Origin of the sequence: Epibacterium ulvae (assembly GCF_900102795.1) — a bacterium.
Classification (GTDB): domain Bacteria; phylum Pseudomonadota; class Alphaproteobacteria; order Rhodobacterales; family Rhodobacteraceae; genus Epibacterium; species Epibacterium ulvae.
Genome location: NZ_FMWG01000022.1, coordinates 1 through 20,005 on the forward strand (window position 1 = coordinate 1; position 20,005 = coordinate 20,005).

At 53.9% G+C, this 20,005-nt stretch carries 20 protein-coding genes; 12 read left to right on the plus strand and 8 right to left on the minus strand.

Translation table 11 applies throughout. The features are described from left to right. Positions 1-1,176 (plus strand): elongation factor Tu (gene tuf, locus BLP79_RS19070; RefSeq protein WP_090218782.1); only part of this gene is annotated, 1,176 nt, incomplete at its 5' end. A 130-nt stretch (positions 1,177-1,306) separates the two neighbouring features. Here the strand turns inward: tuf and BLP79_RS19075 are convergent. Beyond that, on the minus strand, positions 1,307-2,389 hold the full coding sequence (locus BLP79_RS19075) for a Fic family protein (protein WP_090221298.1): 1,083 nt from the start codon (positions 2,387-2,389) through the stop codon (positions 1,307-1,309). A gap of 315 nt (positions 2,390-2,704) precedes the next feature. Between BLP79_RS19075 and rpsJ the strand changes: the two genes are divergently transcribed. From rpsJ to BLP79_RS19095, 4 genes are read left to right on the plus strand one after another with little or no spacing between them, the layout of a single operon-like run. Continuing rightward, a complete protein-coding gene (gene rpsJ, locus BLP79_RS19080; RefSeq protein ID WP_090221282.1) occupies positions 2,705-3,019 on the plus strand; it encodes a 30S ribosomal protein S10 in 315 nt (104 codons plus the stop codon). Between the two features lie 18 nt (positions 3,020-3,037). Beyond that, the gene (gene rplC, locus BLP79_RS19085) at positions 3,038-3,745 is read left to right on the plus strand and encodes a 50S ribosomal protein L3 (RefSeq protein WP_090221283.1); all 708 of its coding nucleotides are present in this window, start codon (positions 3,038-3,040) and stop codon (positions 3,743-3,745) included. Beyond that, positions 3,742-4,359, plus strand: coding sequence for a 50S ribosomal protein L4 (gene rplD / locus BLP79_RS19090; RefSeq protein ID WP_090221284.1), 618 nt, complete (start codon positions 3,742-3,744; stop codon positions 4,357-4,359). The genes rplC and rplD overlap by 4 nt, the downstream gene beginning before the upstream one ends. Next, positions 4,356-4,652, plus strand: a complete 297-nt coding sequence (locus tag BLP79_RS19095) for a 50S ribosomal protein L23 (protein WP_090221285.1) — start codon at positions 4,356-4,358, stop codon at positions 4,650-4,652. Before rplD ends, BLP79_RS19095 begins: the two co-directional genes overlap by 4 nt. A gap of 288 nt (positions 4,653-4,940) precedes the next feature. On the opposite strand, the gene trhO is transcribed toward BLP79_RS19095, so the two are convergent. Further along, positions 4,941-5,846, minus strand: coding sequence for an oxygen-dependent tRNA uridine(34) hydroxylase TrhO (trhO, locus tag BLP79_RS19100; RefSeq protein WP_090221286.1), 906 nt, complete (start codon positions 5,844-5,846; stop codon positions 4,941-4,943). A 177-nt stretch (positions 5,847-6,023) separates the two neighbouring features. On the opposite strand from trhO, the gene pncA reads away from it, so the two are divergent. The 3 genes from pncA (at position 6,024) to pncB (ending at position 10,267) form a co-directional block, all read left to right on the plus strand. Further along, positions 6,024-6,620, plus strand: a complete 597-nt coding sequence (gene pncA, locus BLP79_RS19105) for a bifunctional nicotinamidase/pyrazinamidase (protein WP_090221287.1) — start codon at positions 6,024-6,026, stop codon at positions 6,618-6,620. Between the two features lie 126 nt (positions 6,621-6,746). Then, entirely contained in the window at positions 6,747-8,915 is a 2,169-nt protein-coding gene (locus BLP79_RS19110; RefSeq protein ID WP_232716645.1) for an ATP-binding protein, read from the plus strand. Positions 8,916-8,977: 62 nt separating this feature from the next. Further along, a complete protein-coding gene (gene pncB, locus BLP79_RS19115) occupies positions 8,978-10,267 on the plus strand; it encodes a nicotinate phosphoribosyltransferase (RefSeq protein ID WP_090221289.1) in 1,290 nt (429 codons plus the stop codon). Here the strand turns inward: pncB and BLP79_RS19120 are convergent. Next, on the minus strand, positions 10,249-10,728 hold the full coding sequence (locus BLP79_RS19120) for a GNAT family N-acetyltransferase (protein WP_090221290.1): 480 nt from the start codon (positions 10,726-10,728) through the stop codon (positions 10,249-10,251). The two genes, pncB and BLP79_RS19120, sit on opposite strands and share 19 nt — an antisense overlap. Positions 10,729-10,894: 166 nt before the next feature. On the opposite strand from BLP79_RS19120, the gene BLP79_RS19125 reads away from it, so the two are divergent. The 4 genes from BLP79_RS19125 to glpK all read left to right on the plus strand — a co-directional run bounded on the left by BLP79_RS19125 (position 10,895) and on the right by glpK (position 15,387). Continuing rightward, positions 10,895-12,037, plus strand: coding sequence for an acetoin utilization protein AcuC (locus BLP79_RS19125; protein ID WP_090221291.1), 1,143 nt, complete (start codon positions 10,895-10,897; stop codon positions 12,035-12,037). Positions 12,038-12,137: 100 nt separating this feature from the next. Then, the gene (gene panB, locus BLP79_RS19130; protein WP_090221292.1) at positions 12,138-12,980 is read left to right on the plus strand and encodes a 3-methyl-2-oxobutanoate hydroxymethyltransferase; all 843 of its coding nucleotides are present in this window, start codon (positions 12,138-12,140) and stop codon (positions 12,978-12,980) included. Continuing rightward, entirely contained in the window at positions 12,977-13,837 is an 861-nt protein-coding gene (gene panC, locus BLP79_RS19135) for a pantoate--beta-alanine ligase (protein WP_090221293.1), read from the plus strand. The genes panB and panC overlap by 4 nt, the downstream gene beginning before the upstream one ends. A gap of 65 nt (positions 13,838-13,902) precedes the next feature. Beyond that, the gene (gene glpK / locus BLP79_RS19140; protein WP_090221294.1) at positions 13,903-15,387 is read left to right on the plus strand and encodes a glycerol kinase GlpK; all 1,485 of its coding nucleotides are present in this window, start codon (positions 13,903-13,905) and stop codon (positions 15,385-15,387) included. Positions 15,388-15,489: 102 nt separating this feature from the next. On the opposite strand, the gene idi is transcribed toward glpK, so the two are convergent. From idi to BLP79_RS19165, 5 genes are all read right to left on the minus strand, one after another. Beyond that, positions 15,490-16,041: an isopentenyl-diphosphate Delta-isomerase gene (idi, locus tag BLP79_RS19145; protein WP_090221299.1), complete on the minus strand. Its 552-nt coding sequence runs from the start codon at positions 16,039-16,041 to the stop codon at positions 15,490-15,492. A 100-nt stretch (positions 16,042-16,141) separates the two neighbouring features. Continuing rightward, positions 16,142-17,167 carry a P1 family peptidase gene (locus tag BLP79_RS19150; protein WP_090221300.1) on the minus strand — a complete coding sequence of 342 codons (1,026 nt, stop codon included), beginning with the start codon at positions 17,165-17,167 and terminating at the stop codon, positions 16,142-16,144. Positions 17,168-17,180: 13 nt separating this feature from the next. Next, positions 17,181-17,600 carry an alternative ribosome rescue aminoacyl-tRNA hydrolase ArfB gene (gene arfB, locus BLP79_RS19155; RefSeq protein ID WP_090221295.1) on the minus strand — a complete coding sequence of 140 codons (420 nt, stop codon included), beginning with the start codon at positions 17,598-17,600 and terminating at the stop codon, positions 17,181-17,183. A gap of 411 nt (positions 17,601-18,011) precedes the next feature. Then, complete coding sequence (locus BLP79_RS19160) at positions 18,012-18,752, minus strand: substrate-binding periplasmic protein (protein ID WP_090221296.1); 741 nt, start codon at positions 18,750-18,752, stop codon at positions 18,012-18,014. Between the two features lie 104 nt (positions 18,753-18,856). Then, the gene (locus BLP79_RS19165) at positions 18,857-19,597 is read right to left on the minus strand and encodes a substrate-binding periplasmic protein (RefSeq protein WP_090221297.1); all 741 of its coding nucleotides are present in this window, start codon (positions 19,595-19,597) and stop codon (positions 18,857-18,859) included. Positions 19,598-20,005: the final 408 nt, after the last annotated feature.

Below are 20,005 nucleotides of genomic sequence, written 5' to 3' on the forward strand. Positions count from 1 at the left end.
ATGGCTAAGGAAAAGTTTGAGCGTACGAAACCGCACGTTAACATCGGCACCATCGGCCACGTTGACCACGGTAAAACCACGCTGACGGCAGCGATCACCAAATACTTTGGTGACTTCAAAGCTTACGATCAGATCGACGGCGCACCCGAAGAAAAAGCGCGCGGCATCACCATCTCAACCGCGCACGTTGAGTATGAAACCGAAGGCCGTCACTACGCCCACGTTGACTGCCCAGGTCACGCGGACTACGTGAAGAACATGATCACCGGTGCGGCGCAGATGGACGGCGCGATCCTGGTTGTGAACGCAGCTGATGGCCCAATGCCCCAAACCCGTGAGCACATCCTGCTGGGTCGCCAGGTTGGCATCCCCAAAATGGTTGTCTTCATGAACAAAGTTGACCAGGTCGACGATGAAGAACTGCTGGAACTGGTGGAAATGGAAATCCGCGAGCTGCTGTCTTCCTACGACTACCCAGGCGACGATATTCCAATCGTAGCGGGTTCTGCTCTGGCGGCGATGGAAGGCGACAAGCCAGAAATCGGCGAAGAGAAAATCAAAGAGCTGATGGCGGCTGTTGATGAGTACATCGACACTCCTGAGCGCGCGGTTGACCAGCCCTTCCTGATGCCAATCGAAGACGTGTTCTCGATCTCTGGTCGTGGTACCGTTGTGACCGGTCGTGTTGAGCGCGGCGTGATCAATGTTGGCGACAGCATCGAAATCGTTGGTATCCGTGACACTTCCACCACCACCTGTACCGGTGTTGAAATGTTCCGCAAGCTGCTGGATTCCGGCGAAGCGGGCGACAACATCGGCGCCCTGCTGCGCGGCGTTGACCGTGACGGCGTTGAGCGTGGTCAGGTTCTGTGTAAGCCAGGTTCGGTTCAGCCGCACACCAAGTTCGAAGCAGAAGCCTACATTCTGACCAAAGAAGAAGGTGGCCGTCACACGCCGTTCTTCGCGAACTACCGTCCACAGTTCTACTTCCGGACCACTGACGTCACCGGCACCGTTACTCTGCCTGAGGGCACCGAAATGGTAATGCCAGGCGACAACCTGAAGTTCGACGTTGAGCTGATCGCGCCGATCGCGATGGAAAACGGCCTGCGCTTCGCGATCCGCGAAGGCGGCCGTACCGTTGGCGCGGGCGTTGTGTCTAAAATCACTGAGTAAGTTTGACGTTTCCATAGGAAACTCAAACGGTGAGTGACAGGCGGTTTTGCTCCACAAAATCGCCGAAAACTCATCCAAAAGTGTTCTGCGAAAGGCCGCCCTCAGGGTGGCCTTTTTTGTATTTGGCGGTCTAATTTTGACCGTTCGACAGGAGATTTACGAGGTCGATGTTGACATAGTAGTTGTTTCTACCTTCTGAGATTTTCACCAGCGGAAGGTCCTCGTCGTTTGCCAGCTTATCTAGGTAAGATGCTGCAGTTGGCCGTGATACCGCGAGCTCGTCCATGACAAACTCGATTCGCGTATACGGGTGGCGGAACAAATTGTTGATCAGGTCTTGTGAATAGATTCTCGGATGTTTGGACCGGAGGGTTTTCTTAAAGTGAGACATCTGGCTTCGGATGCCCTCGATGAGGGCGAGTGTGACCGATGATGTTTCGGTAACGACGTCAAGGATATAGACGATCCAATCTTCCCAGTTCCCGCTGTCTCGAACATCTTGCAGTAGGCGATAATAGTCTGCCTTGCTTTTGTTGATCCCCCGACTCATGTAGAGGATCGGGATCCCTAGAAGTTCCTCTTTCGTCAGGTACAGTACATTCAGAATGCGGCCAATTCGACCGTTTCCATCTGGAAATGGGTGAATGCTCTCGAACTGGTGATGGATGATTGCCATCTTGATCAAGGGGTCGAGGTCACTGTCAGAGTTGATGTAGGCCTCAAGGGCTGACATTTGCTCTGTTATCGCATTTGAATCCTGTGTGGGGACATATACGACATCACCTCGGTTGTTTTGAAGCCCTGTCCCGGGTAGTTTCCTAAAGCCGTCATCCCGGTTTTTGAGCAACCGAAACATTTCGATCAGGGTTCTATTGGTCAAAAGGTTGGTTTCCAATAGTCGTGTGTATCCGAGGTGAAGCGCGTTCCGGTACATAGCAACCTCTTTTGAAGGTCCAGCCAAAGACCGGTCTCTGTCTAGGCTCGCTTTGAAGAGCTCATCATTTGTCGTAACGATATTTTCGATTTCCGAACTGTCTTTTGCCTCTTGGAGGGACAGGGTTTCGATCAGGAGGCCTTGGTTTGGAATAACTGGGGCACGCCCCTTTACTTCAGCCAGGCTTCGTGCCGCTTTGTTGAGTGCTTTGAATATTCGAGGGGTCTCGAAGTCAAATTGTGGCGGCAAGGAGGGTATGGTGTAAGTGGGTTCAAGCATGAGACCAGACATATAAAGAAATTTGGTTTATCTTTGCAGAATGCATCGAACGTGTAAAGAAAACGCGTTTTTCTTTATATGTCGGTGTGCATGCATAAAAGAAAGGGCGGTTTCTTTACATGACTACCGTACGCCCCACTCGCAACGCGTTTCGCTGCGAAACCGCTTGCCAGACAGGCGCATCCCGCGTATATCGCGCGAGTTCGCTTTATGCGGATAAAGGCGGGGTGATTCCCGCCTTTTGGGTTCGACGAGGGTTCGCGGTGGTCGCAGGCCCTCCTCTCAACTCCAACGCCTGACTAAAAGGCTGTTTTTATGCAAAGCCAAAACATCCGTATCCGGCTGAAGGCATTTGACTATCGTGTACTGGACGCCAGCACACAAGAGATCGTCAACACTGCCAAGCGGACTGGCGCGCAAGTGCGTGGCCCAATCCCAATGCCGAACAAGATCGAGAAATTCACAGTTCTGCGTGGTCCCCACGTTGACAAGAAATCCCGTGACCAGTTCGAGATCCGCACGCACAAGCGTCTCCTGGACATCATTGATCCGACTCCCCAAACCGTTGACGCGCTGATGAAGCTCGACCTGGCGGCTGGCGTGGACGTCGAAATCAAGCTGCAATCATAAGATCGGAGGGTAGAATTTATGCGCTCTGGTATTATCGCTAAAAAAGTCGGCATGACCCGCCTGTTCATGGAAGACGGTAAGCAGATCCCTGTGACTGTTCTGTCTTTGGATGGCCTGCAGGTTGTTGCCCAACGCACCGAAGAAAAAGACGGCTACACAGCTGTTCAGCTGGGTGCTGGTTCCGCAAAAGCAAAACGCACGTCACAAGCGCTGCGCGGCCACTTTGCAGCTGCAAAGGTAGAGCCCAAGCGTAAGCTGGTTGAATTCCGCGTTCCTGCTGATGCGCTGATCGAAGTGGGTGCAGAAATCTCTGCAGAACACTTTGTTGAAGGCCAAAAAGTTGACGTTGCAGGTACATCTATCGGTAAAGGTTTTGCCGGTGCGATGAAACGCCACAACTTTGGTGGTCTGCGCGCGACACACGGTGTTTCGATCTCACACCGTTCGCACGGTTCAACGGGACAGTGTCAGGATCCCGGTAAGGTTTTCAAAGGCAAGAAAATGGCTGGTCACATGGGTGCTGCCCGCGTTACCACTCAGAACCTTGAAGTTGTGAAAACCGACGCTGATCGTGGTCTGGTCTTCATCAAAGGCGCCGTGCCTGGTCCAAAATCTGGCTGGGTTACTGTTAAGGACGCCGTGAAGAAGAAAGCCCCTGAAGGTCTGCCGTTCCCGGCCGCTCTGAAAACTGCTGCGGAAGCTCCCGCGGAAGGTGGTGAAGCATGAAACTTGACGTGATCAAACTCGACGGCGCAAAAGCCGGTGAAGTTGAACTGTCCGAAGACCTGTTTGGTCTGGAGCCCCGCGCAGACATTCTGCACCGTGTGGTTCGCTGGCAGCGCAACAACGCTCAGGCTGGCACGCACAAGGTTCTGACCCGTTCGGAAACCTCCTATTCGACCAAGAAGATCTATCGCCAAAAAGGCACCGGTGGCGCACGTCACGGTGACCGTAACGCGCCGATCTTCCGTAAAGGTGGTATCTACAAGGGGCCAACCCCACGTAGCCACGGCCACGACCTGCCCAAGAAGTTCCGCAAACTGGGCCTGCGCCACGCATTGTCTGCAAAGGCAAAAGCGGGTGAACTGGTCATCATCGAAGATGCAGCCGCTGAGGGTAAAACCGCAGCTCTGGCCAAGCAGGTGAAAAACCTTGGTTGGAAGCGCGCGCTGGTTATCGACGGTGCAGCTGTGAACGAAAACTTCCTGAAGGCATCGCGCAACATTGACGGTCTGGATATCCTGCCGACCATGGGCGCAAACGTCTATGACATCCTGAAGCGTGACACACTTGTGATCACCAAATCAGGCGTCGAAGCACTGGAGGCTCGCCTGAAATGAGCGCGAAGGCACAACACTACGACGTGATCCGCAAGCCGATCATCACCGAGAAATCCACAATGGCATCTGAAAACGGTGCAGTGGTTTTTGAAGTGGCAATCGACGCAGCAAAACCTCAGATCAAAGAAGCTGTTGAAGCTTTGTTTGGTGTGAAGGTCAAAGCGGTTAACACCACCATCACCAAGGGTAAGGTCAAGCGTTTCCGCGGCCAGCTGGGCAAGCGTAAAGACGTGAAAAAAGCCTATGTAACCTTGGAAGAAGGCAACACCATCGACGTGTCGACTGGTCTGTAATCTATTGGCATTGGCCAATCTAAAGGAACCCCGGAGCATGCTTCGGGGTTCTTTGTTTTTTGAAAGCCATTTGATCTGAAGACTGCAGATTGTCCTTTGGCCTCAGCCAAAGACAGTGAAAACAGCCTTGGGAAAATATGCGAATTAGCTAAAGGAGCGCTGCTGCGTCAGAAAGCAACCGCACCGGTCAAAAATCCGGTGAAGTTTCAGTCGTATCTGCGTGATTGTGAGTCCAAGCCTCTGGCCGGACAGCCGACTAGAAATCCAGTCGTGCATGACGCCGCAGTGCTATAGAGAGCCGCGTAATTTTGCTTTGCGCTCTTGTTTGAGATGCATCTGTTTTTGACGTTCCCGAAAGCGATCTTTGTCTGCATCTGTTGTGGTGTGAAAACACTGATGACAGCTCACACCCTGCTCGAATTCAGGGCGCATCTTATCTGCAGGTAAAATGGGGTGGCGGCACCCATGGCAGAGCTCATGCGGGCCCTCAACAAGGCCGTGGCCCACAGAGACGCGATTGTCAAAGACGAAACAATCCCCTTCCCAGGTGCTTTCCTCAGCCGGGGTCTCTTCCAGATAGCGCAGGATTCCCCCTTTGAGATGGTAAACATCTTCGACCCCTTGGCCCAATAGGTAATTTGTTGATTTTTCACAACGAATGCCGCCTGTGCAGAACATTGCAACGCGTTTGTTGTGAAACCGGTCTTTGTTTTCTTCCCACCATTGAGGAAATTCGCCAAAGCTTTGGGTTTTGGGATCAATCGCCCCTTCGAATGTGCCGATGGCAACTTCATAATCGTTGCGCGTATCGATCACGACTACATCGTCGGATCGGATCAGATCGTTCCAGTCTTCCGGCTCGACGTAGTTACCAACCTTCGCGCGCGGGTCGACATCAGGCTGCCCCATCGTGACGATTTCTTTTTTCAGACGGACTTTCATTTTGCCAAAAGGCGCATGGTCTCTGGTGGCTTCTTTCCACTCCAGATCCGCACAGCCCGGCAAAGCCTTGATATGGGCCAGAACCGCATCAATCCCCGCGCGTGGTCCGGCGATGGTGCCATTGATGCCTTCATGCGCCAACAAAAGCGACCCCTGTACCTTTTGCGCGAGGCACAGTTTAAGGAGCGCCGGTTTGATTGCGGCGGGATCGGTGAAGCGGGTGAAATGATACAGGGCAGCGATTGTGTACATACTCCGGCCTTAGAACCCAGAACGCTATTTTTCAAGGGTTTCATCGCGTTTCCTTTGAGCTGGGAGGCTGCTTTGTGTTGCCGGAATGACATTTCCCAAATGTACGTTTTTTTTTAGAAGGCTAGGCAGCTCTCGCACTTGAAGCTAGATATAGAAAAACAACAAAGAGGACCGAGCATGGCTTCAGCTCTGATTGTCATCGATGTGCAAAACGATTTTTGTCCGGGCGGTGCGCTGGCAGTACCAGAAGGAGATGCGATCGTTGAGGTCATCAATGATCGGATGGCGTCTTTTGAAACGGTGGTCCTTACACAGGATTGGCATCCTGCCGGGCATTCCTCGTTTGCGACATCTCATGCGGGTAAGCAACCATTTGACAGTATAGACATGCCCTATGGCCCACAGATTCTCTGGCCTGACCACTGCGTGCAGAGCAGCGATGGCGCGGCCTTTCACAAAGACCTCAGGACAGATGCTGATCTTATCATCCGCAAAGGCTTTCGCGCCGGGATCGATAGTTATTCTGCATTCTTCGAGAACGATCAAACCACGCCAACCGGGCTTGATGGGTATTTAAAATCACGGGGAATTACAGACTTAACGCTGGTTGGTCTCGCAACAGATTTCTGTGTGGCCTTCTCTGCGCTGGATGCCCGCACATGTGGTTACTGCGTTACTGTGGATCTTGCCGCTTGCCGAGGAATTGATCTGGATGGATCACTGGCGGCGGCGCTGCAGAAAATGCGCACAGCTGACGTGTCCGTTTTGGGTTGAAAAAGTGATAGTTCGGTAACTCCTTGATGATATCACGTAGCTAAGCATTGGAGCACTGCGCGAAAGCACATGAACGTTGAAGACCCATTAACGCTGTTTTACCGCAAGCATAGTACGGAAGGTTTGATGTGGCGATATGCCGAAATCAAAACCAACCTGTTTTGGCGCAAAAAGGTCGGAACCGCGTTGTGGTGCGGGTTGGTTGCGTTCGCGCTCTCTCCTTGGTTGGGGATGGTTTGCTTTCTGTTGGTCTGCACCGGGGATCTGATCGATTACGGGTGTCTTAGGCTCGCGCTTCGTCCGAATTTACCGCCTTCTGTTCTACGGCGATTGCGGCGCGTTAGCGTCTTAACCGCAATTCTGCAAAGTAGCCTGTTTGGGATCGCAGCTTGCCTACCGTTGGTGTTCCAGTTGCCTGATCCAGATATGTGGTCACCGATCTTTACGATCGCGCTTTTGGTGAGTGCTGGGGTTTCAAGCTGTATGTCGCTGGCCGTGCATAAGGTCGCGAGCGCTGCGCGTTTGGTGTTTTTGTTTTTGGCGCCCGTTGTCGTGATGCTTTATACGACGCCGCATTTGTTTGATGTTCTCTCAGTGCGGGTGCTCGATCTTGCAGGTATTGCGATCTTTCTGGGATCGATTTTTTGGCTCGCGGTGCGGGTGGCGCTGCGGCATCGCAACAGCCGCCGCAATCATTTGAAAACTGCGCAACAACAGCAAGAACTGACTAGGGTAAATACACGCTTACAAGAGCAAGAGAAAGCAGCACGTCAGTTGGCGTTGGTGGCCGAAAGCGCAAATGATAGTGTGATGATCATGGGGCCAGATGGGGCTATCACATGGGTCAATGACAGTTTCACACGCATTACCGGGTTCTCCTTCAGAGAGGCTGTCGGGCGCTGTCCCCGGGAACTGCTGAATGGGGAAGGTACGTCGCCGGAGACAATAGAAAAACTGCGATGTAGCATCAAAAACGCAACACCGATACGGTTAGAGATCTGTATCAGGCGCAAGGATGGGGAACAGGTCTGGCTTGAAACCAGTCAGGTTCCGATGGTGAACGTCAGAGGTGAGCTTGAGACGTTGATTGCTGTGGAACGCGATATAACGGAAACAAAAAAACACGAAACAGAAATGGAGCAAGCGCGTCTGGCCGCAGAAGAAGGGGCGCGTAGCAAAGCTGAATTTTTGGCAACGATGAGCCATGAAATCCGCACCCCCTTGAATGGTGTGATTGGAATGGCACAATTGTTGGAACAGGCCGATTTAGGGCAAGAACAGCGTGAACAGGTCGAAACCATTCGCAGTTCCGCTGGCGTATTACTTGGCTTGATCAATGATATTCTGGATCTGTCTCGGCTTGACGCGCAAGAGATGCAACTATGTGTCGAAGATTTTGATCTTAAACACTGTTTAGACAGTTGTCTGCGCTTGTTGCACCCTTTGGCGGCGGAAAAGGGCATTGGATTGCGGTTGGATCTTGACCCAACGTTGATGTCTCAATTGCGGGGCGATGACCGTCGCCTTACGCAGGTTTTGGTCAATATCATCGGCAACGCGATTAAATTCACCGATGAAGGTGAGGTCGTTGTGCGCGCGGCAAGTAAGGTAAGTTCCTGTGGCGTTGAACTGCAATTTAGTGTGACTGATACTGGTATCGGGATTGCTGAGGACAATCTGAAATGCGTGTTTGAACGCTTCTCGCAGGCGGATGCTGCGATTTCTCGCCGCTTTGGGGGAACGGGGCTGGGGCTTACGATTTCGCAGAAACTTGTTCGCGCAATGGGCGGTGAAATTTCAGTGGCTTCGACATTGGGTCAAGGGTCAGAATTTAATTTCAGCATCTATGTGCAAAAGGCGCAAAAGCTTGTGCAGCCTCGGCCAGAAGTTGTGGAGAGTTCAGATCTCAGCCATCTTCGTATTCTCATTGCGGAAGACAATAAAGTGAACCGCGTTCTGGTCGATAAGTTTTTGAAGCAGACAAACGCATTGCGTGCCTTTGCTCTTGATGGGGCTGAGGCCATTGAGATGACAAAGAGTTTTAAGCCAGATCTTATCCTGATGGATGTGTCGATGCCCGAGGTAAACGGGCTAGAGGCGACGCGCGCGATTCGACAGTTGCCCATATCACAGCCGCATATCATTGCGCTGACGGCAAATGCGTTTGAAGAAGATCGCAAGGCCTGTTTTCAGGCCGGAATGGATGATTTCATGACAAAACCATTGAACAGATCAGACCTTCTGGCGCGTCTATCGCAGGTGTCGCAGAGCCTGTCAAAAACACGAGCGCATTAAACCCTTTTCCCAAACCCACCTGCTGGTTAAACATAGTCAAAACAACTGACCGAGGCGGCCTCTTGGATATTGCAACCCGCGTCCATAATCACAAATGGAAGATTGACCCGATTGTCCGGTCTCTTATTGATACGGATTTCTATAAGCTATTGATGTGTCAGTCTGTTTTTCACAACAAACCAGATACGCAAGTGACGTTCTCGCTGATCAACCGTACAACGCGTATACCCTTGGCCAAGCTGATTGACGAAGGCGAGTTGCGTGAGCAGCTGGATCATATCCGTTCTCTGTCTCTGTCACGCGGTGAAAGCACATGGCTGCGTGGCAATACGTTTTACGGCAAACGCCAGATGTTTCGCCCTGATTTTATGGAGTGGTTCGAAAAACTGCGCTTGCCGCCTTATCATCTGGAGCGCAAAGGTGACCAGTATGAGCTGACCTTTGAAGGCAAATGGCCAGAGGTGATGTTGTGGGAAATCCCGGCCTTATCTGTTTTGATGGAGCTGAGATCGCGCGCAGTTTTGAACACGATGGGGCGGTTTGAACTTCAGGTGCTTTATGCCCGTGCCATGACACGGGTCTGGGAGAAAATCGAAGCGCTGCGCCAGATTGATGGCCTGTCTGTGGCAGATTTTGGCACCCGCCGCCGCCACAGTTTCTTATGGCAGGACTGGTGTGTTCAGGCCATGATCGAAGGTCTGGGCGACAAATTTACCGGCACATCGAACTGTCTTATTGCCATGCGGCGCGAGGTTGAAGCGATCGGGACCAATGCACATGAGTTGCCGATGGTTTATTCCGCACTTGCCAAAGACGATGCCGCACTTGCTCAGGCCCCATATGATGTTTTGTCGGACTGGCATGAAGAGCATGAAGGCAATCTGCGCATTATATTGCCAGATACCTACGGCACGCAGGGATTTCTGGATCGTGCGCCTGACTGGCTGGCGGGGTGGACTGGGATTAGGATCGACAGCGGAGATCCGGCAGCGGGCGCTGAGATTGCACTGCGCTGGTGGCTGGAGCGAGGAGAAGATCCAACCACCAAACGGGTGATCTTTTCTGACGGGCTGGATGTGGCGATGATGCAAGACCTGCAAAAGCAATTTTCAGGGCGTGTTCAGGTGTCATTTGGCTGGGGCACTTTGCTGACCAATGATTTCCGCGGGTTTGTTCCCGATGATGCGCTCGCGCCTTTTTCATTGGTGTGTAAGGCGGTGTCTGCCAATGGTCAGCCAACGGTCAAACTGTCAGACAATCCAGAAAAAGCGATGGGACCAGCGGCTGAAATTGAACGGTATAAACGTGTCTTTGGTGTCGGCCCGCAGGCGCGTCAGGCTGTTGTTGTCTGACTTTCAGGAATGCTGAAGCAATAGCTTTTGCATTGCAGTTCCGTAAAAGGCGCCCCGGTGCGCAGGCATTCGATATTGGGAATAAGGCTAAGACAGGTTCCCCAGAAAGCGGCCGCTTGCGGAGAGGCCGCGGAAATCCCCATACGCCATTTTCCCGGTAACGTTGTAAACAACAAACTGGCCGCCTCGCGGCCCAGCCCACGGCGTCTGAGGTGGGGAAAAATAGTAAATTCAGACAACTCTCGCTGGCCTTCGGGCAAGGTTAACACAAAGGCAAATCCAACATCCCTACAGTGATCTGTGATCCAGAACGATTGCATATCCGGCCTATTGATGCTGCGACTGGCCTTTTTTGCCATATCGATCTCAGCGCTTGGCGCGGTCTCGGCCAGATAGCGGGCCAGTACGGGGAGGAGCCGTGGACGATCAGTTGCAAGGATGGGCGACAGTGTTAGTGGCATAGTGCATCATCTCTTTGGCTTGTAAGGTGGAATATGTGTTGAGTTTTGGCCAACTTACGTCCTACGAATCGTCCTTTCTGTGCAAAACTATTGCGGGTAAAGCTTACTTTTGCGTTGCTCATACGACGGGGCGATTTTCACAATCACAGGACAAAGCGCTCTCTTAATGGCGAATCACCCTCTTTTCCTTGGCAATGAGATCTATCGAAATTCCAGCTATGGGCCGTCTCATCCATTGCGGGTGCCTCGGGTGTCAACGGTGATGGACCTGGCGCGCAGCCTTGGTTGGTTGCCAGATTACATGTACCGTACATCTCCGCGTGCACGCCCCAAAGCGCTGGTTCACTGGCATGCGCCCGAATATATCGCGGCGTTGGAGCGGGCCGAAGACACCCAAAGCGTCACCGAGGATGAACGCGCCCGATTTCATCTCGGCACCCATTCAAATCCGATCTATCCAGAAGTGTTTCGCAGACCGGCCACCGGGGCAGGCGGGGCTATTCTTGCTGGAGAGCTGTTAGGGAAGGGCACATATGCGTCGGTTTATGTGCCCGGTGCAGGCACCCATCATGGCATGCCGGGGCGGGCCAATGGGTTTTGTTATCTCAATGATGTGGCCTTGGGAATTTTATCGCTGCGTCACCATGGGCTGCACCGCATTGCCTATGTGGATATCGATGCCCATCACGCAGACGGGGTCGAATATGGGTTTCAGGGCGATCCTGACATTTTGATGATTTCAATTCACGAGGAAAATCTTTGGCCCAAAACAGGGCTGTTGTCGGATCATGCGGATGGCAGCGCGGTCAATCTGCCGGTGCCACGCGGGCTGAATGACAGTGAAATGCGCTATATTCAGAATCATCTCGTGTTGCCGTTTTTGGAACACTTCCAGCCTGATGCGATTGTCCTGCAATGTGGGGCTGACGCTGTTGAAGAAGACCCGCTGGCGCATCTTAGCCTGTCCAACAATGCCCATTGGGCCTTTGTCAAAGCCTTGATGCCTTATGCGCCGCGTTTGATGGTCACGGGCGGGGGCGGGTATAATCCGTGGTCCGTTGGGCGATTGTGGGCCGGGGTCTGGGCGACGCTTGCTGGATTTGAAATCCCTGACAATGCGCCCGCCGCCGCTGAACAGGTCTTGCGCGCGCTGTCCTTTCCCGGCCACCGTCTGGGGCGAAACCCGCCCGAACATTGGTTCACCACTTTGCGTGATTCCCCGCGTGAAGGAGTCGTGCGTCCAGAAATCGTGACGCGCGTAAAAGCTTTGCTGCAAAGATCAAACCGGCAGAGAGGGGGTATTTTCTGATTTTGATTGCGCAATCAGCGTTCTGCCCGTCTTTGAGGCACTGGATAAATCGCTTACAAATTGCTAACCGTGCCCAACCCCAGCCGCCAGGAGCCCGCTTATGAGCGCGACAGCACGCAAATCAGCCCCCAACGCCGAGGACATCCGTGCCATGAAAGGTGGCGCGCCTATCGTCAGTCTGACGGCCTATACCACACCAATGGCGCAGATCATGGATGAGCACTGCGATTTTGTCTTGGTCGGCGATAGCGTGGGCATGGTGATGCATGGGCTGACGTCCACGTTAGCGGTTACGATGGAGATGATGATCCTGCATGGTCAGGCCGTGGCCCGTGGGCTGCGCAGCGCTATGATGGTCATCGATATGCCCTTTGCCAGCTACGAGGAAGGCCCGGCCCAGGCGTTTCGCAATGCAGCCCGCCTGATGGCGGAAACGGGCGCGGCGGCGGTCAAGCTGGAAGGCGGCGTTGAAATGGCTGAAACCATCCGCTTTTTGGTGGCGCGCGGTATTCCGGTGATGGCCCATATCGGCCTGACACCGCAGTCTGTGAACACGCTGGGCGGATACAAGGTTCAGGGCCGGGATGAGGCCGCATCACGTGTGCTGGCAGACGCGCATGCCATTGCAGATGCTGGCGCGTTTGCAGTGGTGCTGGAAAAGCTGCCAGCCAGCCTGTCAGATCAGATCACCGCAGAGATTGCGATCCCTACCATTGGAATCGGTGCATCCGTTGGCTGTGATGGTCAGGTGCTGGTAGTGGATGACATGCTGGGCTTTTTCACGGCCTTTAAGCCTAAGTTCGTCAAACGCTACGCTGATCTGGGCACGCAGGCTGAAGCGGCGATTGCGGAATATGCTGCCGAGGTCCGCGCGCGCAGCTTCCCGGCGCCAGAACATCAATTTGCAGATCAGGCACCCGTCGGCAAAGGCACCGCCGCATGACAGCGCCGATCTTATCTAACCTTTCAGACCTGCGCACCCTGCGCCAGACCTGGGCACGTGCAGGTGAGGTGGTTGGCCTGGTGCCCACCATGGGGGCGCTGCATGCTGGACACTTGTCCTTGGTTGCAGCCGCAAAGGAGCAATGCGACCGGGTTGTCGTCACCATTTTTGTAAACCCGCGTCAGTTCAACAAGGCCGAAGACCTTGAAAACTATCCGCGCACCGAACAGGAAGATGCGCAAAAGCTAGCGCCTTATGGGGTTGATGCGATCTTTGTACCGCAACCGGATGAGGTTTACCCTGAGGGCTATGCCACAAATATTTCTGTGGGTGGGGTTACGGATGTTCTGGAGGGGGCCTTTCGTCCCGGCCATTTTGATGGCGTCGCAACTGTGGTGGCTAAGCTGTTTTTGATGACAGGGGCAGACAAGGCTTATTTTGGCCAGAAAGATTATCAACAGCTGATGCTTGTCAGCCGGATGGCGCGTGATCTGAATATGGCGATTGATGTAGTGGGTTGCCCCACTGTGCGTGAGGCATCAGGCCTTGCCATGTCGTCCCGCAACTTGCGTCTGTCGCCGGAGGCTCTGGACCGTGCGGCGACGCTCAATCGGGTGATGCGTGACGCGGCCGAGCGCGCTTCCCAAAACGGCACACCGTGGCAGACCCTAAGGGATGACGCCCTGTCACAGATTGCAGCTGCTGGTTTTGGGGAGGTAGAGTATTTTGATCTGCGCTGCGCTGAAACCTTGGAATCTTTGGAAACACCTGATCGCCCTGCCCGGCTTTTGGCTGCTGCCTGGATGGAAGGCGTGCGTTTGATTGACAATATCGCGGTTCCTGCAAACAAAATCTAACAAAGACTGGTAGCGCAATCAGAAATGCGTATGCTCCCCCGCGAACCATTACGGAGGGGGAGACTATGACCTTTATTCTGGCGATCGACCAGGGCACCACATCGACACGCGCGATCCTGTTTGATGCAAATATGCAGGCGGTTTGCTCTGCCCAGCAAGAATTCCCCCAAATTTATCCGCAAGCCGGCTGGGTTGAACACGATCCGGAAGAGATCTGGTCTTCTACCTTAAACGTCTGCCAGAAAGTGCTCGCCGATCACGGCATCAGCACAGATGACCTTGCAGGGATCGGCATCACCAACCAGCGCGAAACCACGTTGATCTGGGACAAGGCAACCGGCAAGGCCATCCACAACGCCATCGTCTGGCAAGACCGCCGCACCGCTAGCATTTGTGACACGCTGCGTGATGCCGGACACGAGGATATGGTGCGCGCGCAAACCGGCCTGTTGCTGGATCCTTACTTCTCAGGGACGAAGGTGAAATGGATCTTGGATCAGGTGCCTGGTTCGCGTGAACGTGCTGCGGCCGGTGATCTGGTCTTTGGCACTGTTGACAGTTTCCTGATCTGGCGTCTGACGGGGGGCAAATCCCATGTCACGGATGCAACCAACGCTGCCCGCACCCTGATCTATGATATTCACGCAGGCGCGTGGAGTGACGACATCTGTGCGCTTTTGGACATTCCACAAGTCATGCTGCCCGAGGTCAAAGACAGTGCCGCCGATTTTGGGGTGACCGATCCCGCCATCTTTGGTGGTGCGGTGCCCATTCTGGGGGTCGCTGGAGATCAGCAGGCTGCAACCGTCGGGCAGGCGTGTTTTGAACCCGGCATGTTGAAATCCACTTATGGCACGGGCTGTTTTGCTTTGTTGAACACTGGCGATGCGCCCGTTCTGTCGCAAAATCGCATGCTGACCACTATCGCCTATCAGCTGGATGGCACGCCGACCTATGCGCTGGAAGGCTCGATCTTTATTGCGGGTGCGGCGGTGCAGTGGCTGCGCGATGGTTTGGGAATTATTCAAAATGCTTCTGAAACCGGAGATCTCGCACCCAAGGCTGATCCCGGGCAGGACGTGCTTCTGGTGCCGGCCTTTACAGGTCTGGGCGCGCCTTATTGGAAACCCGATTGTCAGGGCGCGGTTTTTGGTCTGACCCGCAATTCAGGCCCTGCGGAGTTTGCCCGTGCCGCGTTGCAATCGGTGGCCTATCAGACCCGTGATCTGTGGGAAGCCATGCGCGCGGATTGGGGCGGCGATGCGCAGGTCAGCTTGCGGGTCGATGGCGGGATGAGCGCCTCTGACTGGGCGATGCAAAGCCTCTCTGATCTTTTGGGGGCGGATGTGGACCGCCCCGTGATCCTCGAAACCACCGCGCTTGGCGCGGCCTGGCTTGCCGGGATGAAAGCAGGGATCTATCCGGATCAGGCAGGCTTTGCCAAGACCTGGGCGCTGGAGCGCCAATTTACGCCTGATATGGCCGAGGAAAAGCGCGAGGCGGCCTATGCCCGCTGGAAACGTGCGGTTGCATCAGTGATTGACGTATAACGCCTTCTGCGTGACGGCACCGGGCTTGCCTGGTGCCACGCCCAACAGGCGCGGGCAGGCTGTGCCTGCCCTGGCGCTTGGCGGGAGCGCCCCCTCTTTCTTTTATGCTTTGGCCTCACCATTTTTGAAAATGCTGTCTGCGTGGTCGCGCATGTAGATCTTTAACCAGGGTGTGAACAGATCTGGTGTGGCTCTGATCTCAGCTGCAAGCGTTGCAAAATCCATCCAGCGGATCGCCATGACCTCTTCCGGGTTCAGCGCGATTGCAAGATCATCACTGGCGTGAGCTACAAAAACATCCACCACTTCGTGTTCGATCAACCCATCTCCCACATCCGCGCGGTATTCCAGATTCTGGCGAAACTCCACCTCTAGCCCGGTAATGCCCAGCTCATCTTGCAAACGCCGTACTGCGCAGATGTTTGGCGCTTCCTCCCAATGAGGATGGGTGCAGCAGCTGTTGGCCCATTTGCCGGGCGTGTGATACTTGCCCAAAGCCCGTTGCTGCATCAGGATTTTTCCATCCCGCAGCACAAAGACTGAAACAGCTTTATGGCGCAGCCCCTTCAGATGGGTCTCCAATTTTTCCACAGGTTGCAAGGTGCCATTGATCCAGGCGGGGATCATCACTGCTGTATCAGTGCTCTCTGCCATGTTCAGCCCCTTCCAATCGTCGTTCATTGTGAAAACCATAGAGCGCGCGGCTTCATGCCTGATCTTTATCCATGAGGCAAACCAATTCCCGTGCAGACCTTCAGAGATCACGCCAACAAGGTAAAAGATCTCCTTTTGCTGGGGTCGCCTCATAAACCGCACGGGCAATGGCGCGGCTCAGACACAAAGCGCCTGCGTGGCATAGATCTGCCAGTATGGCGTCAGAATCTGCGACTTCTGCGGCCTTGGTGCTAAGCGCAAAGACCAGATCGCCATCCGCCGGAGCATGGGCGGGTACAATTGCGCGTCCAATACCGTCATGCGCCGCCGTCGCCAGCCGTTGACACTGCGCTTTGCTCAATGGGGCATCCGTTGCGATAATCGCAATTGTGGTATTTGCGCGCTCTTGTGGCAGATCCTCACTCTCAGCCAGCTTGCGCATGGCCAAAAGTTTTTGACTGGTCAGATCACGTCCCAGCCCTGTAGCGGGATCTGGCCCTAGCCCACCAAATTCTCCGTCAATTTCAAAAGGGGCTGCCCAGAAATGGCGTGTCGTCGGCGTGGTGACGCTGCCCATCGGGTTGGTAGCCACCAACGCGCCTACGGTAATTCCGCCCGGCAACACCAGAGAGGCAGAACCTAGCCCCCCTTTCAGCGAGGCCGTCATTGCACCTGTGCCTGCGCCACAGCTGCCAAGGCTAAAATCAATGCGCGCGGCCTCAAAAGCCTGCCGCCCCAGCGCGGCATAAGGATTGGTATCCCATGCTTTATTACCACCGTTCAGTAGGTCAAATAGGATTGCCCCCGGTACAATGGGCACAATCGCCGGACCCAGCTGAAACCCACGCCCCTTGGCACGCAGGCCTTCAACCACACCGCTGCAGGCATCCAGCCCAAAGACGGATCCGCCAGACAAAACAAACGCATCCACCGCGGTAACTGATTTATCCGGTGCCAGCAGATCGGTTTCCCGCGTCCCTGGTGCTCCGCCCATCACATGGGCTGAGGCCACAAAGGGCGCATCCCCCACCAAAACCGTAGTGCCTGATTTCAGGGCGTCATCCTGTGCATTACCCACTCGCAGGCCCGTAACATCTGTAATCAGATTTTTTGGTCCGGGCTGCATCAGGGTGGGGTGTTCAGTCATCCGTCACTTTGCCCCGGTTGGATTTAATTTCTGATCGCTGCTTCTTCGCCGTCAGGCGGCGCTGCACAGAGCCCCGTGTGGGTTTTGTCTTGATCCGCCGCTTTGGCGCTACCAGAGCTTTGCGGATCAAATCCGCCAGCCGCTCCCGCGCCAGTTCGCGATTGCGCACCTGTGAGCGGGTTTCATCACAAAACAGGATCAACGCGCCTTCTTTGGTCCAGCGCCGTCCGGCCAGCCGTCGCAATCGGTTCTTCACTGCAGGCGTCAATGCCGGAGAGCGCTCGGCCTCAAATCGTAACTCCACTGCCGTCGAAACCTTATTGACGTTCTGGCCACCGGGACCAGAAGCACGAATAAACTGCTCGGTCAGCTCCCAGTCCTGCAGGGTGATTGTGTCGGTTACATAAAGCATGCCCAGTCTCTAGCACAGGCGGGTATAGTGTGGAACGCCAGATGCATTTGGCCGTTGCGAAGATCACGGTGCAAACTGCTAACGAGCCTATTTTGACAAATATTGCGCTTGTTATGAGCAGCTGCAACGTGGGTAAACCTTGCCATTCTCCGCAAGTGCATCAATGATCGCTTTCACACATCTATATTGAAAACAGTTCTTAGATTGCAGACGGGCCGACGACGGATCGCCCTGCTTCTATTGGCCTTGGTCGGTTTAAGGTCCCCCGGCATGTGCTTCGGAGGGCTTTGTTCCCGAGGTGGTCAGATTTTAGTCGGCTTGATCGTATTTCGTCAGGAGCGCATCAAGATGCGTGAAGCGTCAAAGGGAAATTAATCGATAACAAGGTGATTGAGACGAAGGAGCGTAGCTTTAACTGCTTTGACCGTGCCGCGCAAGAATTGCCTCAAACGAGCCATCTGCTCTCATCTGGGCCAAGGCTGCATTGAATGCGGCGACAATCTGATCGGCATTGGAGTTCTTTTTGCTGATTGTTGTGTAAAATTCTCCCACTGAATAAGCGGGTTCAAGAGTCTCGAATGCGTTGCGCAAGGGCGCCAGCTCTTGGTTATTCACCAGCATGTGATTCATAACAGCGCGACCGATCAACATCGCATCGATCCGTTCAGCGCCAAGTTTCATGAAGATTTGTTTGAAGCTGGTTGAGGTGTTGGTCTGAAATCCCTGTGCGACAAGGTCTTCATGCTGTGCGGATCCATCCAAGACGCCAACAACGTGATCTTTCAGATCTGTGAGTGATTGATATGGGAATTTGTCTCCTTGAACCCGAATAAAGACTTCTTCGTTCAGCGCGACGAGGTCCGTATAGCTAAGGTATTCGGATCGTTCTTCGGTGAAGTAGGCGCCGACGATTCCATCTGCCTCTCCGGCTCGTACGATGGCCAAGGCGCGACGCCAGGGGAGGAATTGAATCTCCACCTCATACCCTGCCCGGATAAGTGTTTCTTGAACGACATCAGTCACGAAACCGCCGTTTTCCAGGCTCTCGCCAAAATAGGGGGGGTATTCAACCGTCAGCAATCGCAGCGTTTCAGAGACTGCGGGGGTGCAAAGCGTGCACAAAGCAGCGCATGCTATCCAGTACCGTCGCACATTCGCTCCCCCTTTTGACCGGTGATCATAATTTCACGGTAAACCTAAAGACTGAGTGTTAATGTCTTGCTAACGAAGGGTGCGTGCAGAGAGGCAGGGTGTGCTCAGCAGTTTTGACCGTATTTAGCTAAGAGCGCTTTCAGGGATCCGTCAGTCTTCATCTCCGACAATGCGGTATTAAAGGCCAACACGATTTCATCTGCATCTGGGCGGGCTTTGATGATTGTGGTGAAAAATTCGCCTGTGTAATACGGTGGTTCCAGCACTTCGAGCTGTTCTTGGAGTGATGCCAGTTTGGGGTTCGTCGCCAGCATATGATTCATCACCGCACGACCGATTAGCATAACTTCAATCCGCTTCGCGCCAAGCTTTAGAAACACGTGCTCAAAGCTGGTTGAGGCAGTTGTTTCGAAACCATCCCCTTTAAGTCGTTCATGTGGGGCAGAGCCATCCAGAGCACCGATTGAATACTTACGCAGATCTTGCTGGCCGGTATATAAAAAGGGATTGTCTTTCGTGCGAACAAAGACTTCTTCATTGCGTGCGATCAGATCAGTATATGCCATGAACTTTGCGCGCTCTTTTGTGTAATAGGCACCAACAAGCCCATCAGCCTGCCCCGTTGCCACCAGTGCCAGCGCACGGCGCCATGTCATAAACTGGATGTCGACGTCATACCCAGCGCGGTGAAAGGTTTCCCGTACCAGTTGGGGCATAAAACCTCGGCCTTCTAAGTTTGTGCTAAAGAAGGGGGGATATTCAAGCGTGAGCAGTTTAAGTGGCTGTGCAGACGCAGATGCCAGCGTGGCGCAAACAGCCAGTAGTGCAAGCAAGCAGCGTCGCATTTGTGTTCCTCGCTTTTCGTTGCAGCAGCTGGAGGCGATTTTATCTGATACTTCCTAAGGTCTACCGACTGTTGTTTGTTTTATTTAGGTCTCTAAGCGATTGATGTTGGGTTATTTTTGTTATTTTTTGTAATTCTGTCATTTTTCTTATGATTAGGGGTTGCGAGTCGGTGTTAGTAGGTCTAGAAGGCCTCTCACCGGCGGCGCTGAGGCGCACAACGGGGCGGCGGAGACGCTGCTAGGGACGCTCCGGAGAGACGGGGATTGACGGATCGGAGAGACGATTTGACGCTTAGGAAAGACTGGGGCATTTGGAGAGATTTGGTGGCTGTGTGCGCTGAGAGATTGGCGTTACGGTCCTGTTTTTGACCTCTGGGTGTTTGCTCTTTGACATTGATAGATAACTGA

Bases quoted from the DNA above. Each gene is read 5' to 3' on its own strand.
- BLP79_RS19075 (WP_090221298.1), bottom strand. From the start codon at position 2,389: ATGCTTGAACCCACTTACACCATACCCTCCTTGCCGCCACAATTTGAC.
- rpsJ (WP_090221282.1), top strand. From the start codon at position 2,705: ATGCAAAGCCAAAACATCCGTATCCGGCTGAAGGCATTTGACTATCGT.
- rplC (WP_090221283.1), top strand. From the start codon at position 3,038: ATGCGCTCTGGTATTATCGCTAAAAAAGTCGGCATGACCCGCCTGTTC.
- rplD (WP_090221284.1), top strand. From the start codon at position 3,742: ATGAAACTTGACGTGATCAAACTCGACGGCGCAAAAGCCGGTGAAGTT.
- BLP79_RS19095 (WP_090221285.1), top strand. From the start codon at position 4,356: ATGAGCGCGAAGGCACAACACTACGACGTGATCCGCAAGCCGATCATC.
- trhO (WP_090221286.1), bottom strand. From the start codon at position 5,846: ATGTACACAATCGCTGCCCTGTATCATTTCACCCGCTTCACCGATCCC.
- pncA (WP_090221287.1), top strand. From the start codon at position 6,024: ATGGCTTCAGCTCTGATTGTCATCGATGTGCAAAACGATTTTTGTCCG.
- BLP79_RS19110 (WP_232716645.1), top strand. From the start codon at position 6,747: ATGTGGCGATATGCCGAAATCAAAACCAACCTGTTTTGGCGCAAAAAG.
- BLP79_RS19120 (WP_090221290.1), bottom strand. From the start codon at position 10,728: ATGCCACTAACACTGTCGCCCATCCTTGCAACTGATCGTCCACGGCTC.
- BLP79_RS19125 (WP_090221291.1), top strand. From the start codon at position 10,895: ATGGCGAATCACCCTCTTTTCCTTGGCAATGAGATCTATCGAAATTCC.
- panB (WP_090221292.1), top strand. From the start codon at position 12,138: ATGAGCGCGACAGCACGCAAATCAGCCCCCAACGCCGAGGACATCCGT.
- panC (WP_090221293.1), top strand. From the start codon at position 12,977: ATGACAGCGCCGATCTTATCTAACCTTTCAGACCTGCGCACCCTGCGC.
- glpK (WP_090221294.1), top strand. From the start codon at position 13,903: ATGACCTTTATTCTGGCGATCGACCAGGGCACCACATCGACACGCGCG.
- idi (WP_090221299.1), bottom strand. From the start codon at position 16,041: ATGGCAGAGAGCACTGATACAGCAGTGATGATCCCCGCCTGGATCAAT.
- BLP79_RS19150 (WP_090221300.1), bottom strand. From the start codon at position 17,167: ATGCAGCCCGGACCAAAAAATCTGATTACAGATGTTACGGGCCTGCGA.
- arfB (WP_090221295.1), bottom strand. From the start codon at position 17,600: ATGCTTTATGTAACCGACACAATCACCCTGCAGGACTGGGAGCTGACC.
- BLP79_RS19165 (WP_090221297.1), bottom strand. From the start codon at position 19,597: ATGCGACGCTGCTTGCTTGCACTACTGGCTGTTTGCGCCACGCTGGCA.